This window comes from Paucibacter sp. XJ19-41 (genome assembly GCF_028462495.1).
GTDB lineage: Bacteria > Pseudomonadota > Gammaproteobacteria > Burkholderiales > Burkholderiaceae_C > Roseateles_E.
Genome location: NZ_JAQOWX010000129.1, coordinates 1 through 15212, shown reverse-complemented (window position 1 = coordinate 15212; position 15212 = coordinate 1). Strand labels below are relative to the sequence as shown.

13 protein-coding genes are annotated in these 15212 nt (G+C 68.4%); 3 read left to right on the top strand and 10 right to left on the bottom strand.

The window, feature by feature from the left end; translation table 11 throughout:
• From PO768_RS24165 to PO768_RS24155, 3 genes are all read left to right on the top strand, one after another.
• A partial coding sequence (locus PO768_RS24165; protein WP_272648073.1) for an ATP-binding protein occupies nt 1–2568 on the top strand: 2568 nt, incomplete at its 5' end.
• 66 nt (nt 2569–2634) lie between these two features.
• A complete protein-coding gene (locus PO768_RS24160; protein WP_137942583.1) occupies nt 2635–2919 on the top strand; it encodes a hypothetical protein in 285 nt (94 codons plus the stop codon).
• Nucleotides 2916–3338, top strand: coding sequence for a type II toxin-antitoxin system VapC family toxin (locus PO768_RS24155; protein ID WP_137942584.1), 423 nt, complete (start codon nt 2916–2918; stop codon nt 3336–3338). Before PO768_RS24160 ends, PO768_RS24155 begins: the two co-directional genes overlap by 4 nt.
• A 9-nt stretch (nt 3339–3347) precedes the next feature.
• Here the strand turns inward: PO768_RS24155 and PO768_RS24150 are convergent, their stop codons facing one another.
• The 10 genes from PO768_RS24150 to PO768_RS24105 form a co-directional block, all read right to left on the bottom strand.
• Nucleotides 3348–4217, bottom strand: coding sequence for a PEP-CTERM sorting domain-containing protein (locus tag PO768_RS24150; RefSeq protein ID WP_272648072.1), 870 nt, complete (start codon nt 4215–4217; stop codon nt 3348–3350).
• 209 nt (nt 4218–4426) lie between these two features.
• Nucleotides 4427–5713 carry a THUMP domain-containing class I SAM-dependent RNA methyltransferase gene (locus PO768_RS24145; RefSeq protein WP_272648071.1) on the bottom strand — a complete coding sequence of 429 codons (1287 nt, stop codon included), beginning with the start codon at nt 5711–5713 and terminating at the stop codon, nt 4427–4429.
• A gap of 45 nt (nt 5714–5758) precedes the next feature.
• On the bottom strand, nt 5759–8482 hold the full coding sequence (locus tag PO768_RS24140) for a bifunctional diguanylate cyclase/phosphodiesterase (protein WP_272648070.1): 2724 nt from the start codon (nt 8480–8482) through the stop codon (nt 5759–5761).
• 52 nt (nt 8483–8534) lie between these two features.
• Nucleotides 8535–9542, bottom strand: coding sequence for a hypothetical protein (locus tag PO768_RS24135; RefSeq protein ID WP_272648069.1), 1008 nt, complete (start codon nt 9540–9542; stop codon nt 8535–8537).
• 70 nt (nt 9543–9612) lie between these two features.
• Nucleotides 9613–11094 (bottom strand): MBOAT family O-acyltransferase, encoded by a 1482-nt coding sequence (locus PO768_RS24130; protein WP_272648068.1) that lies wholly within the window; start codon nt 11092–11094, stop codon nt 9613–9615.
• Between the two features lie 23 nt (nt 11095–11117).
• Nucleotides 11118–12623 carry an RNA polymerase factor sigma-54 gene (locus PO768_RS24125; RefSeq protein ID WP_272648067.1) on the bottom strand — a complete coding sequence of 502 codons (1506 nt, stop codon included), beginning with the start codon at nt 12621–12623 and terminating at the stop codon, nt 11118–11120.
• Between the two features lie 4 nt (nt 12624–12627).
• Nucleotides 12628–13401: an LPS export ABC transporter ATP-binding protein gene (lptB, locus tag PO768_RS24120; protein ID WP_272648066.1), complete on the bottom strand. Its 774-nt coding sequence runs from the start codon at nt 13399–13401 to the stop codon at nt 12628–12630.
• On the bottom strand, nt 13398–14027 hold the full coding sequence (gene lptA, locus PO768_RS24115; RefSeq protein ID WP_272648065.1) for a lipopolysaccharide transport periplasmic protein LptA: 630 nt from the start codon (nt 14025–14027) through the stop codon (nt 13398–13400). Before lptA ends, lptB begins: the two co-directional genes overlap by 4 nt.
• A 53-nt stretch (nt 14028–14080) precedes the next feature.
• Nucleotides 14081–14491, bottom strand: a complete 411-nt coding sequence (locus tag PO768_RS24110) for a DsbA family protein (protein ID WP_272648064.1) — start codon at nt 14489–14491, stop codon at nt 14081–14083.
• Nucleotides 14492–14897: 406 nt separating this feature from the next.
• Nucleotides 14898–15212 (bottom strand): SPOR domain-containing protein (locus PO768_RS24105; protein ID WP_272648063.1); only part of this gene is annotated, 315 nt, incomplete at its 5' end.

The window sequence follows — 15212 nt, the reverse complement described above, 5'->3', positions numbered from 1 at the left end:
GAGCAGGAACCGGCGCTGCACCACTTCGGCAGCCGCAGCGCCGCCGCGCTGCTGGCCCGCCTGGCCCTGCAGCCCCAGCGCAGCCATGCGCGCGAGGAGCTGATCGAGCTGCTGTGGCCGGGCGTGGACCTGGCCACCGGCCGCAACCGCCTGCGCCAGACCGTCTTCATGCTGCGCCAGGCCCTGGCGACAGGTGCTGACGTGCTGGAGTCCGACCGCCTCAGCCTGCGCCTGCGAGCCGGCGTGCTGTCTTGCGATGTGCGGCAGTTCGAGGCGCTGCTGGGCGCGGGGCGGATCGCCGAGGCCTGCGCGGCCTATGGTGGCGAGTTCATGCCCGGCTTCTACGAGGATTGGATCGACGAGGAGCGGCTGCGCCTGGCGGCCCTGTTCGAGGCCGCCCGGCAGCAGCTGGCCCTGCAGCGGCCCGCGCAGCGCCCGGCCACGCGGGCGCTGCCGGTCTACCTGACCCGTTTCTTCGAGCGCGCCGGCGAGCGTCTGCAGCAGGCCGTGCACAGGCGCCGCCTGATCACGCTGCTGGGCCCGGGCGGCAGCGGCAAGACCCGGCTCGCGGTGGAGACGGCACACGCACTGCAGGCAGCCGAGGCCTTTGACCTGCTGGCCTTCGTACCGCTGCTGGACTGCCGCAGTGAGGAGCAACTGGTCCACGCGCTGGCCGCCGCGCTGCAACTGGCCGTGGGCAGCGATCCGTTGGCGGCCCTGCTGCTGGGACTGGTCGACCGCCGGGCGCTGCTGGTGCTGGACAACTTCGAGCAGCTCTGCGGCGTCGGCGAGGCCCTGGTGGCGCGGCTGCTGGCCGAGCTGCCGGGCCTGCATCTGCTGGTCAGCTCGCGGCGGGTGCTGGGCCTGGACGGCGAGTGCGAGTGGCAGCTCGCGCCCATGGCCCTGCCGGCGCGCGCGATGTCGTCTGCCGAGGCGCTGGCCAGCCCGGCGCTGGCCTTGTTCGTCGACCGGGCCCGTGCGGTGCGGCCTGATTTCGCGCCGGGGCCCGAGGAGCAGGCCGATCTGGTGGCGCTGCTGCAGCTGCTGGACGGCATGCCGCTGGCCATCGAGCTGGCGGCCGCGCGGCTGCGCAGCCTGTCGGTGGCCGGCCTGCTGGCCGAGATGCAGCAAGCGGCGAGCGGCAGCGCGCTGGCCCTGCTGCAGCGCCAGGGACCGCGCAGCGGCGTGGACCCGCGCCATGCCTCGATGCAGGCGGTGATCGCCTGGAGCTGGCAGCTGCTGAGCCCGGCCGAGCAGGGCCTGCTGGCCGGGCTGACCGTGTTCCAGGGCAGCTTCACGGCGGCGGCGGCCCGCCAGGTCTGCGCCGCCACGCGACCGGGTCTGGACGAGCTGGTGGCGCACTCGCTGCTGCGGGTCGCCCATGCCGGCGGTGAGCCGCGCTTCATCATTGGCGAGCCGGTGCGCGAGTACGCCGCATGCCAGCTTGACGAGCAGCTCATGGCCGCCGGCCGGGCCCGCCATCGCCACTGGATGCTGGCCTGGGCAAGCGGTCTGCCGGCCGCGGTCGAGCTGGGCGAGCTGCGCGCCGAGCTGCCCAATCTGCAGGCCGCTTTCGCCAGCGCGCTGGCCGATGGGGCGCCGGCTGATGCGATAGCGCTGGCCCTGCCGCTGGCGCGCCTGTTCGAGGATGTGGCCCCGCCCGCCGATACCCTGGCCCTGCTGGAGCGCGCGGTGCAGGCCTGTGCCGACACTATGCTGTGCAGCCAGGGCCACAGCCTGCTGGCGCCGCTGCTGTTCAATGCCGGCGAGCAGGAGCGGGCCCGCCAGCATGCCCAGGCCGGCCTCGATGGCGCGCCGCCCGGCAGTGCCTGGCGCGGCCGGGCTTTGCATGCCTGGGCCCGGGTACGCTGGCGCAGCAGCCGGCGCGAGCAGGGCCTGAGCCCGGTGATCGCCGAGGCCCTGCAGCTGGCGCACGCCGGGGCTGACCTCGATCTGCAAGCCAGCCTGCTGGCGCTGCAGGCCTTCATCGCCAATGTCGGTCGCGATGCCGCGCGCGGCGAGGCCTTGCATGGCCAGGCCTTGGTGCTGTGGGAGCGGCTCGGCAACCCCTACCAGATCAATAGCGGGCGCTACAACCTGGCCGTGTCGGAACACAACGCCGGCCGCCACGCACAAGCGCTGCTGCGGCTGGACGGCCTGATCGAGGCCGCACGCACGCTGCAGGACTGGCGCCGTCTTGGCCAGTCGCTGAATGTCCAGGGCGAGACCCTGGCCGCGTTGCGGCGCTGGCCCGAGGCGGCGGCCAGCTACCGGGCCTGCATCGTGCTGGCCTGGGACTGCCTGTCGCCGCATGAGCTGGCCTATGGCCTGTGGAATCTGCCGCGCGCGCTCGCCCATCTGCGCGATGCCGAGCGCGCCGTGCTGCTGGCTGCCTTCGTCGCCCGCTACTGGCTTACGCATTTCGGCGCCCTGGGCCGCAGCGACCACCACGACCTGCGCCGGCTGCGACGCCTGGCCGCTTGCCAGCTCGAGCCCGCTCGCCTGGCGGCGTTGTGGGCCGAGGGCGAGCGGCTGAGCCTGGCGGCTGCGGTGCAGCTGGCGCGGTGAGAGGGCTCGCAGGCTTGTCATGCGCTGTCATACAATCGGGCCTCAGCTTCACGAACAGGAGTCGCGATGCGCGTCAACGCAAGATTCGAGGGCGTCGCCGAACAGCAGGTCGAGTATCTGGCGGCCAGCTCGGGCCGGACGGTCAGCGAGGTGCTGCGTGAGAGCGTGGACTTCTACTACCGCCATGTTCGCGGTGAAGGCAGCCAGCTCAAGCATCTGTCCGGCTTGATCGGTCAGGGAGACAGCGGCCGCAGCGATGTCTCCGCCAAGGTCAAGCAGTATCTGGCTGAAGGCCTGGATGCCAAGTACCCCACTCAGAGCAAGGTCGGGCGCACCAAAGACGGTCGATGATTGCCGTCGATACCGGTTTCATCTATGCACTGCTCGACAAGAGCGATGCCTGGCATGCGCGCGCCGTCGCGGCCCTGCCCACCGCGCAGGAAGGCTGGGTCACGACCTGGCCGGTGCTGACGGAGGCGACCCATCTGATCGGCCGGCGCCTGGGCCCGCGTTTCGCGCAGGCTTTGATGAGCGAGGTGGCCGATGGCGGCTTGCTGGTTTGGGATATCGCCCCGGCACGGGTCGCCACCATCCCTGCACTGATGCGGCGCTATGCCAGCCTGCCGATGGATCTGGCTGATGCCTCCTTGGTCCTGCTGGCGGAGCATCTGGATCACGGCCGCATTCTCACCACCGACGAGCGCGACTTCGGCAGCTATCGCTGGAAGAGCCGCAAGCCCTTTCACAACCTGCTGGCGCAGCAAGCCTAGGACGACGCGCTAGCGGCGGCCCGCGCGGCGCCGTGCGCCCACCCAGGCCAGGCTGGCCAGGCCGGCCAGCAGCATCAGGCCGGCGCCGGGCTCGGGCACCGGCGCGGCGCTGGCAATGAAGTGGCCGTCGCTGGCGGCGCCGTTGGCGGCGGTGAAGCCGTAGTAGAGCAGGGCGTCTTCGGGGTTCTGGCCTTCGGCCAGCAGGCTGCTGAGGTCGACGGCCGAGGACACCGTGTAGACGGTGTAGCTGAAGGGATCGTCGGGCATCGTGTAATAGAGAAAGCTGCCGCTCAGCGTGCCGGTGGCGTCGCCCATGCCGGACGGGGTGAAGCTCAGGGTCACCAGGCTCTGCGCCCAGCTGTTGCGGATGTCGTCGCCCAGGCCGGTCTCGGTGACGGCCAGGGGCTGGGTCGAGCCGTTCTGCAGCAGCTGCAGGCTGGGTGAGGCGGGTTCGTCGTCGAAGTTGAAGGTGTCGATCGCCAGTGCCACGCTGTGTTCGATGCCCTCGTATCCCAGCGCGCTGCCGGAGCCGCCGCTGCCCGGCTCGCGCGCCAGCGTGAAGCTCAGTCCGTCGCCGCGCAGCGCGTCACCGACGATGTAGAAGTAGAAATCGAAGCTGAAAGCCTCGTTGAGGTTCAGGGCGATCGCGGTGGGCGCAAATGCGGCGCCGACGCTGTCGTTGCTGCCGGGCTGGGTCAGCGCCAGCACGCTGTAGGTGAAGCCGTTGCCCGGCGTGCTGTTGGCAGCGCTGGCGCTGCCGTAGACGCTCCAACTGCTGAAGTCGGTGTAGTTGACGGCCATTGACACCCCCTGCTGGGCCTGGGCCGGCAAGGTAGAGGCAAGGGCCAGCAGGGCGGCGGCGTAGAGTTTGCGGATCATGGCAAGAGTCCCCCGAAAGACATGCACGAGATGAGCCGCCGGCCGGCGATAGGTCGCCGGCGCGGCACCGTTGTGCATCGCCCAGCGTCGTCGCTCGGGCGGCCCTCGGCGAGGCACGGTGCCATTGGGCCGGGCCTGCGTTAGCTGCGCGTTAGTTGGCGGCTGCCGCAGCGGCCTTCAGCGCCGGCTGCTTGTCCCGCAAAGCAGCGTCAGATGCCGCTCGCCTCGGGGTCTGGGGCCGATTTTTCCTTGCGCGCCGAGCCGGCCACCAGCTCGAACTTGAACATGCGGCATTCGATCGGGCCGTTCCACATCGGGATCTTGCGCGACTCCTTCAGCCGCATCTTGCTGGGCAGCTTCATATCCGGGCACAGCAGCCAGGCGGTCCAGCCGGCCGGGTTTTGCGTGTAGGCGCGCTTCCAGTGGGCGGCCAGGCGCGGGAAGAAGTCGTCGCCCCCGTCGCGGGCCTCGGAGCCGCCGGCATCGCGGCTCATCGATTGCACACCGGCCTTGCCGCGCACCTCGATGCGCTCGCCATAGGGCGGGTTCAGCATCACGGTGCCGGGCATGCCCTCGGGCAGCTCGGGCGCGGGGCGCTCCAGCGCGTCGCCGCCATTGAACTGGATGTACTGGGCAACGCCGGCGCGCTCGGCATTGCGGCGCGCGAAGTCGACCATGCGGAAGGCCACATCGCTGCAGAAGATCGGCACGGCCGGCGCATGCTCGCGGTCCTTGGCGGCCTGCTTGATGGCCTGGAAGCGGCCGCGCAGCGGCACAAAAGGCAGTTGACGCTCGAAGGCGAAGCGGCGCTGCATGCCGGCGGCCATGCCGCAGGCGATCTGCGCGGCCTCGACGGCGATGGTGCCCGAGCCGCAGCAGGGATCCAGCAGCGCACCACCGGTCTCGGGCGTGCCCTTCCAGCCGGCGGCCGCCAGCATCGCCGCAGCCAGGGTTTCCTTCAGCGGCGCATCGCCCTTGTCCTCGCGCCAGCCGCGCTTGAACAGCGGCTCGCCCGAGCTGTCCACATAAATGGTCGCGTACTCCGGGCCCACATGCATGATGATGGGCAGGTCGGGGTGGCGGGTGTCGACGCTGGGGCGCTCGCCGGTGGCCTCGCGCATCACATCGCAGATCGCGTCCTTGATGCGCAGGGTGGTGAAGTTCAGGCTTTGCAGCGGCGAGCGCTGCGCGACGATGTCGACCCGTATCGTGTGGGCCGGCGTGATCCACTGGGTCCAGTCGATCTTGCGTGCCAGCGTGTAAAGGTCGTCCTCATGGCGGTAGGGGCCGTCGATCAGCTCGATCAGCACGCGCTGCGCCAGGCGGCTCTCCAGATTGAGCTTCATCACCCCCTCGGCATTGCTCTTGACCGCGACGCCGCCGCGCAAGGCCTCGGTATGGGTCTTGGGCAGGATGGCGCGCACCTCCTGTTCCAGCCAGGGCTCGACGCCGCTGGCGCAGGACAGGAAAAGATGCAGGGTTTCGTTCTGGGACATGGTTCTGGAGGCGGGGAAGCAGGGCCGTATTGTCCCCTTTCTGGTTCAGGCGGCCTCGCTGACCGCATTCCAGCTGCCGGCCAGTGCCTCGAACGCGGCCACCGGCAGCGGCCGGCTGAACAGATAGCCCTGGAAGGCATGGCAGCCCAGCTCGGCCAGCAGCGCGCGCTGGGCCTCGGTCTCGACGCCCTCGGCGATCACCTGCAGGCCCAGGCTGTCGCCGAGCTGGATCACGGTGCGGGCGATCGCGCGGGCGTTCGGCTCGCTGATCAGGTCGCGCACAAAGCTCTGGTCTATCTTCAGCTGGTTCAGCGGCAAGCGCTTCAGATAGGCCAGCGAGGAATAGCCGGTGCCGAAATCGTCCAGCGAGACCGCCAGGCCGAGCCGGCGCAGCTCGTTCATCAGCGTGATCACGGCCTCGACATCGTTGACCAGGGCGCTCTCGGTCAGCTCGATCTTGAGCCGCTCGGTCGGCGCGCCGCTGCGTGCCAGCAGCTGCTGCATCAGGCCCAGAAAGCCCTTCTGGCGGAACTGGTGGGCGCTGACATTGATGGCCAGGCTGAGCCCGGCCAGCGCCGGCTGCGTGGCCCAGGCGGCCAGCCGGGCGCAGGCCTGCTGCATCACCCACTCGCCCAGCGGGCCGATCAGGCCGGTCTGCTCGGCCAGCGGGATGAAGACGGCCGGCGAGACAAAGCCGCGCTGCGGATGGCGCCAGCGCAGCAGGGTCTCGGCGCCCAGCAAGGCGCCGTCGCGGCCGACCTGGGCCTGGTAGTGCAGCTCCAGCTGTCCGAGCGGCAAGGCCTCGCGCAGATCGGCCTCCAGCGCGGCGCGCTCGGCCAGCGCCGCCTGGGTCAGCGGGTCGAAGAAGCACAGCTGGTTGCGCCCGGCCGCTTTGGCCTGGTACATCGCATGGTCGGCATGCTTGAGCAGGTCTTCGCTGCTGGTGTCGCCCGCGCCCCAGATCACGATGCCTATGCTGGGCGTGCTGTGGTGCAGGTGTTCGTCGAGCTGGTAGGGCTGGCCCAGCACACGCAGCAGCTTCTCGGCGGCCGCCTCGGCATGCAGGGCGGCGACGCCGGCGTCCGCACCGAGGTCCTGCAGCAGCACGACGAACTCGTCTCCGCCCCAGCGCGCCACCGAGTCCTGCGCGCGCAGCGCGGCCTGCAGGCGCTGGGCCATGCTTTTGAGCAGGCGGTCGCCCATGCCGTGGCCCAGGGTGTCGTTGAGCGATTTGAAGTTGTCGATGTCGATGAACAGCACCGCGCCATGCCGGCCGCTGCGCTGGCTGGCGGCCAGGCTTTGCGCCAGCCGGTCCAGCAGCAGGCGGCGATTGGGCAGGGTGGTCAGCGGGTCGTAGAAAGCCAGCCGTTCGATCGCAGCCTCGGCGCGCTTGCGATCGGAGATGTCGCGGGCCAGGCCGATGAACAGGGTCTGGCCACGACGCTCGATGCGCGAGACGGCCAGGCTCATCGGAAACACCTCGCCGCTCTTGCGGCGGCCATCGACATCGCGGCCCTGGCCGATCACGCGCGCCGGACCGCCGGCCAGATAGCGGCTCAGATAGTCGGCGTGTCGGCCGCTGTCGGGCTCGGGCATCAGCAGGCTGATATTGCGGCCTATGGCCTCCGCCGCTGGATAGCCGAAGATGCGCTCCGCCGCCGGGTTGAAGGAGGCGATCTGCCCGGCGCTGTCTATCGTGATCACCGCGTCCACCATATGGTCGAGGATGGCCTGGGTGTGCTGGGCCTGCTCCTGCAGCTTGAAGGCGGCCTGCTGTGCCGTCGCGAAGATCAGGCGCTGGCGGCGCTGCCACAGCAGCAGGGCCGCCGCCATGCCCAGCGACAGCAGGCCGCCGATCAGCAGCACCGCATGGAGCTGGCGCCGCCAGGGCGCCTCGATGCCTTGCAGCGCCCGCCCGACCGCCACCAGCAGGCCGGCATCGGTGCGCAAGCCGGCCGGGCTGACATGGCGGGCGGCGGCCAGGCGCTCGTCCTGGCTGATCTGGGCGCGCATGCGGTGCAGGCTGGCGCTTTGGCCGCTGGCCAGATGGCGGGCCAGGATGGAGTCCGGCATGGCCAGCAGATTGCGGCCGATCCAGCGCTCATCGGGCGGCGTCATGCTGAACAGCAGGCCGCCGGTATGGGCCAGGGCGCTCCAGGTGTCGGGCGAGGGCTGGGCGGTCTCCAGCACCAGGCGGAAGTAGTCCGGATCCAGGCTGGCGGTGACCACGCCCTCGAAACGGCCCTGGGCATCGAACAAGGCCCGCGCCAGCGTCAGCGTGTGCACGCCCATGACGCTGCGAAACGGCGGTGAGACATAGAGCAGCCCGGGGTCGGGCCGCTGTTGCGGCACGCTGAAGTAATCGCGCGAGCGCACATCCAAGCCCAGCAGCTGCGGCACCGAGCTGGCTCGCACCCGCCCCTGGGCATCGACCAGCATCAGCACGCGCACGCCGGGCATGGCCTGGGCCAGGGTCTGCAGCAGCGCGGCGCTGTCCTGCGGCAGCCGCTCGGTGCGCCAGCCCCGGCGCTGCACGGCCACGGTGTCCAGCGCCGCCTTGATCGCCAGCATCTGCTGCGAGACGATGCCGTCCAGCGTCTGCACCAGCACTTGCAGCTTCTCGCTTTCGTGCCGCTGCAGCGCGCTGCGCTCGGCCTGCAGCCACCAGGCCGCGCCAGCCCAGGCCAGACTGGCGGCGGCGAGCAGGGCCAGCCATTGGCGGGCGATGTGGATTGGCGGGCGGAGAGGGGCGAGATCGGTCGAGAGCATGGGCGCGGGTTGGCACAGTAGCCAGGATCTGCGCCGGCATGCTTGATTTACATCAATAGAGGTCTCGACCTTGATGCGCAGCTGAGGGGGAATTGCGGAGGGACCGCGCGGCCGCCTCCATCAGCAGACGCACGCCCAGCGTATTGAGGTGCTTGTCATAGGGACCGACGTCAAAGCTCAGCCCCTGCCGCGCATAGTCTTGCATCAGCAGAGGGGTCGCGTCGACCCACTGCACAGAGAGCGAAGGGGCTTGTGTGATCAAGACCTGCCGCTCTGGGTTTCCGATCGGCCGGCCTGCGTAGATCGCGTCGCGATCGGTGTCCAGCACGATCACCAGGCGCCGCAAGTCCAGTGAGGCGATACGCCGGAAAAACTCGTGCGCCACCGCGTTCTGCCCGGTCAGCTGCGCCGACGCCGGTGCGAGGGGCGGTGCGGCCTTGACAGCAGGGGCCTCAGACGGCGGCCTGGCTTGCTCGAGCGCTTGCTTCCACAGGCGTTGCGGAGTCAGCTTGAGCTGGCTGAACAGATACTGGGCCAGGGCCGAGTGTCGTAACCATTGCTTGAGTCTGCCGGGTGCGGGCTGGGTTTCAATGCGCGGCACCAGTGTGTCGGGATCCAGGCACGGGCCGTGGACATTGCCCGAACCGCACAGCGACTGCCTCAGATCACCCCGCTCCAGCAGCAGTACGAAGTCCCGTATGCCGTAGCGCTGCTGAGCCCAGCGCATGCGCTCGGCATAGTCCAGCAACGCTGAACCGGGCAGGCCCAGCGCATAGACCGGCCGCCCGGCCAGTGCTTGCTCCAATTGCACCCCCGGGCGTTCGGCCGGGGGCAGCATCGAGGCTTCGACAAAGCTGTCGCCTATCAGCGCGACGGCCTCCGTGTCGTGCTTGAAATCGCGATGGGCAATATAGCCGGCGTTGTTGGCAAGATTGCGATACGAGTTGCGCAAATCCCATCCTGTGGCCGAGGTCCATGCATGGCGGGGTGGGTAGTTGAGGATCAATGGGTCGAGGTGGTAGCCGGTCAGCGTCGCGCTGGAGACGGGCAGCAGGCGCAACAGCAGCTCGCAGCTCAGCAGCAGCGCGCCCAGGCCCAGCAGGATGAAAGCGAGAGCGCGGGCTGCCATCTCAGAAATTGAAGTAGATGAATGCGCTGACCGAGCTGCGTGCGGTGTTCAGTAGCACCAGCAGGGCGATGGCGCCGATCGCTGCGCCCGCGAGCAGGGCGCGTGCCGCAACGCGCTGCTGGCACAGCGTGATCAGCCGCTGGCCGATGCTGTTGCTGTTCGGCGCGAGGAAAGCGATGGCTGCAAGCACCGCGCACCAGGTCCAGCCGGCCTGTAGCTGCAGGCCGGCCTCCCACAGCAGGCGGTGCAGGCCGGGACTCGAGGGATTGAGCATGGCTTCGATCATGCGGAGCGCGCCGTCCAGCGTCGTTGCACGGAAGAACACCCAGGCCAAAACCACGGCCAGCATGGTCAGCAGCCAACTGCTCAGCATGTAGGCACGGCTGGCCGCCAGGCGCTGCTTCAGTACCGGGCCACACAGCGCGCTGAAACCATGGTTGAGCATCAGATAGAGCCCATGCAGGCCGCCCCACAGCACGAAGGACCAGCTGGCACCATGCCACAGGCCACCCAGCAGCATGGTGGCGCCAAGATTCAGATAGCGACGCAGCGCGCCCTTTCGGTTGCCGCCCAGCGCGATGTAGAGGTAGTCGCGCAGGAAGTTCGACAGCGAGATATGCCAGCGTCGCCAGAAGTCACTGATATTGCTTGCGCGGTAAGGGGAGTCGAAGTTGAAAGGCAGGCGCACATTGAACAGCAGCGAGATGCCGATTGCCATGTCCGAGTAGCCCGAGAAATCGAAGTAGAGCTGAAAGGTGTAGGCCAGGGCTCCCAACCAGGCCTCGTGGAAGTCGGGGTGCATGCCGGCGTCCGCCGGATTGAAGACGGCATCTGCGTAGGGACTGATGCCATCGGCCAGCACGACTTTTTTTACCAGACCCAGCACGAAGATGGCCAGGCCGGCCGCCAGCATGGCGGGCTGGATGCGGTAGGTGGCCGGATCCCTGAACTGCGGCATCATCTGCGCATGGTGCAGCACGGGGCCAGCGATCAGGTGCGGGAAGTAGGTGACGAACAGTCCGTAGTGACTGAAGCGGTATTCGCGTGTGCCCTTCTGGTAGCTGTCGGCCAGGAAGGCGATCTGGGTGAAGCTGAAGAAAGAGATGCCAATCGGCAGCAGCACCGCGCCGAGCTGCCACTGCGTGCCCAGCACCGCGTTGAGGTTGTCGACGAAGAAGTTGGCGTACTTGTAGTAGGCCAGCAGCAATAAATTGGCACTGACGCCGACGATCAGCAAGATTTTTGCTTGCGGGATCAAGCCATCAGCGCGCTTGGCGGCAATACCCTGGCCGATCCAGAAGTTGCCGACGATGGAGCCGAGCAGCAGCAGCACGTACTCGGGCATCCAGACGCCATAGAACAATAGCGAGGCTGCAAAAAGCCAGCTGGCCGCAGCGCCATGGCTCCAACGCCCGATGACGAAAAATCCGGCCAGCACCAGCGGCAGGTAGAGGGCAACGAAGGCGGCTGTGGTGAAGAGCATCTGCGCGTCGTTGCGTTGCCGCGCTACATCGCCTTGCGCAGATTCGCCGGCGCGATCTTCAGCGCTTCGCGGTACTTGGCGACGGTGCGGCGTGCGACCTGGATGCCTTGCTCTTCGAGCATGTTCGATAGCGCGCTGTCGGACAGCGGCTTGGCTGCGTCCTCAGCGGCGACGAACTGCTTGATCAACGCGCGCACCGCCGTGCTGGAGGCATTGCCGCCGGCCTCGGTGTTCAGACCGGAGCCAAAGAAGTACTTCAGCTCGAAGGTGCCAAAGCGGGTCGCCATGTACTTGGCATTCGTCACCCGCGAGATGGTCGACTCGTGCAGGCCCAGCTCGTCGGCTATTTCTCGGAGCACCAGCGGCTTCATCGCCAGCTCGCCGTGGGTGAAGAAGCCTTTTTGCCGCTCGACGATGGCCTGTGAGACACGCAGGATGGTGTCGAAGCGCTGCTGGATGTTCTTGATGAACCAGCGCGCCTCCTGCAGCTGGGCGCCCAGCGGCGAGTTGCTGACGCCGCCGCGGGTGGCGCGCAGCGCCTGGGCATAGAGCTCGTTGATGCGCAGCTTGGGCGCCACCTCGGGGTTCAGCATCACGCGGAACTCGCGGCCGACCTTGTGAACGATCACGTCCGGGATCACCGCCTGGGCCTGGCCGCGGGCAAACTGGCGGCCGGGCTTGGGTTCGAGGCTGGTGATCAGCGTCTGGGCCTCGCGCAGCAAGGCCTCGTCGGCGCCGGTCAGCGCCATCAGCTTCTTCAGATCGCGCTTGGCCAGCAGTTCCAGATGTTGCTTGCACACCAGGATGGCCACCACCTGGGCCTCGCTGCGCGGCTGGGCGCGCAGCTGCAGGATCAGGCACTCGGGCAGGTCGCGGGCGCCGACGCCCAGCGGTTCCAGGCTTTGCAGCCAGTTGAGGGCGCAGCGCAGCCGGTCGAGCAACTCGTCACGCGCCTCTGGATCCGCCTCGCCGGCCAACGATTCAACCAGCTCTTCGAGGCTGTCCTCCAGATAGCCGTCCTCGTTGAGCGACTCGATCAGCACATAGAGCGCGGCGCGATCCTCTGGGCTCAGCATCATGCCGGCCAGCTGCTGGTTCAGGTGCTCCTGCAGGCTCAGGCCCGGCGAGTCTTGCTCGGGTCGCTCGCCGTCTTCGTCGCCGCTGCCGGAGCCGCTATTGCTGGGCAGCTCGCGGATGCCGTCGAAATCATCTCGCTCGGTGCCGTTTTCCCAGTCCTCGCGCTCGGTGGCGCCGAAGTCCTCGGCCTGGATCTCGGGCGTGGTCTCGGGCTCGCCGGCGCCGCTGTCGGCGCCGATCTCGTCCTGCGCCTTGCGGATCTCTGGCAGCTCGGCAGCGGCCGGTGCGTCGGGGAATTCCTCCTCCGTTTCGAGCAGCGGGTTCTGCGCCAGCATCTGCTCGACTTCCTGGTTCAGCTCCAGAGTGGACAACTGCAGCAGGCGAATCGATTGCTGCAGCTGGGGTGTGAGCGCCAGATGCTGGCTGAGGCGGACCTGTAAGCTTTGCTTCATGGGCTTACATTCGGAAATGTTCGCCCAGATAGACCTTGCGCACGTCGGCGTTGTCGACGATCTCGTGCGGCGTGCCCTCGGCCAGCACCGTGCCCTCGCTGATGATGTAGGCGCGGTCGCAGATGCCCAGGGTCTCGCGCACATTGTGGTCGGTGATCAGCACACCGATGCCGCGGCTCTTCAGGAAGCGGATGATGCGCTGGATCTCCAGCACCGCGATCGGATCGACGCCGGCGAAGGGTTCGTCCAGCAGGATGAAACGGGGCTGGGTGGCCAGCGCGCGGGCGATCTCGACACGGCGGCGCTCGCCGCCGGAGAGCGCCGGCGCCGGGCTGTCGCGCAGCTTCTCGATGCTCAGCTCGTCCAGCAGCTTCTCCAGCGCCTCGTTGATGCGGGCGCTCGACCAGGCGCGGCCGTTCTCGTCCTGCTGCAATTCCAGCACCGCGCGGATGTTCTCCTCGACCGTCAGCTTGCGGAAGATCGAGGCCTCCTGCGGCAGATAGGACAGGCCCAGGCGCGAGCGCTGGTGAATGGGCAGGCGCTGCACGGCCTGGCCGTCGATGCGGATCTCGCCTGCATCGGCGCGCACCAGGCCGACGATCATGTAGAAGCTGGTGGTCTTGCCGGCGCCGTTGGGGCCGAGCAGGCCGACCACCTCGCCGCTGTGCACATCGAGATGGACGTTCTTGACCACCTTGCGCACACCATAGCTTTTCTGCAGGCCCTCGGCCTCCAGGCGGCTGAGGGCGGCGCTGGGTTCCGGGGGGGCGGCCGTCATGAAGGCTTGCGCGGCTGTTGCAAGCCCGGGCTGGTCTGCAGCGGCAGGGCCGGCTCGGAGGCGGCCGGCTCGGAGGCCGCCGCCGCGCGTGGCATCAGCACCATGCGGCCACGGCCGGCCGGATGGGGCGAGGCCTGCCCGCCCTCGATGCTGAAGACCTCAGAGCGGTTGTCGTAATGGATCACCGCACCGACCACCTCGTCCGCCACGGTGGCGCCGCGCATGCGCCGCACCACCGCATTGCCGACGAAGCGCACGGTGTCCGAGCGGCTGTCGTACTCGACCTGGTCGGCCGAGCCCTCGACCGCCTCGCCCGGCACATCGCGGGCCTGGCGGAAGGTCACCGGCTTGCCGGCCTCGCCGCTGGCATAGGCCTGTTGGTAGCCGTCACTGGTCTCGCGCACATCCATGCGGGCCGCGCGCATCACCATGCTGCCCTTGCTGAGCACGACATTGCCGCTGAACTCGGTGCGCTGCTTGACAAAGTCGACCCCGCCGCGGTCGTAGTCGATATTGATCGGCTTGTTGCGGTCGGCCTTTTCGGCCTGTGCGGAGCCCGCCCAGCCGCCGGCGGCCAGCGCCAGGGCAAGCAGCATCAATCGGAGAGGGGCAGGTCTGTTGTTCATGGCGGCACAGTTCTTGCAGACCATTCTAGCCCCGGATTGGGGCCTGGGCGGGCTCAGGCCTTGCCGCTGCGCAGGCGCTGGATCAGGAAGTCGACCGTGGCCAACGCGCGCTGACCCGATTCGATTTCGCTGACACGCTGGCCGGCAGAGGCCAGCGCCGGCGAGGTCCAGAAGCGGCCGCCGACGCCCAGGGCCGGCACGCCGTCGATGCGGTAGGCCTCGCTGAGCTTCTCGGTCTGGGTGCATTTGGTCTGCACGCCACAGGAGTGGTAGGCCTGGGTGAACTTGTCCGCCTCAAGGCCCAGCGGCGTCAGGAATTCGGTCCTGGCCTTGACGCTGTCGAGGGCCTTGCCCTCGCGATGCATCGCGGCAAAGACGCGGGCGCGCACGTCTTTTTCCTTGCCCAGCGCTTCGAGCGCGTAGAACAGGCGCTGGTGCAGCTTTACATTGGCGCGGAAAGCCACATGCACATGGCGGAAGCTGACGTCTGCGGGCANTCGAGCGCGTAGAACAGGCGCTGGTGCAGCTTTACATTGGCGCGGAAAGCCACATGCACATGGCGGAAGCTGACGTCTGCGGGCAACTGCTTGACCCAGTCGGCAACCACCGGCTCGAAGGCATTGCAGTGCGGGCAGCCATACCAGAAGAATTCCACCACCTCGATCTTGCCCGGCGTTCCCGCCAGCGGCTGCGCCAGACGCTGGTAATGCTTGCCCTCTTGCGGGCCGCCCTGGGCCAGACTCAGGCCCGGCACAGCCAGGGCCAGACCGGACAAGCCCAGCTGGGCAGAAAAATCACGACGCTTCATCCTGAAATCCTTTGCGAGGCAGCAGTAACAGATAACGCCCGCATCCTAAGCGAGTTGACCGGTCAGCGCTGGACGCGCACCAGATTGGCCTCGATACCGGCGGACTCAACCTTGCGCTGCAGGCCTTCGGCCTCGTCGCGGCCGTCCATCGGCCCGATGCGCACGCGGAACACCACGCGGCCCGACTGCTCGCGCTCGTAGACCTTGGCGCTGAAACCCTGCATCGCCAGCTTGGCGCGCTGCTGCTCGGCATCGTCGGAGCGGGTGTAAGCGCCGGCCTGGACGAAGTAGAGGTAGGCATCCGCAGCACTCGCCGCCTTGGCGGGCGCCGTGGCGGGTGTGGCGGCCGGCGCGGTCGCGACGGGCTTGGCGCTGGC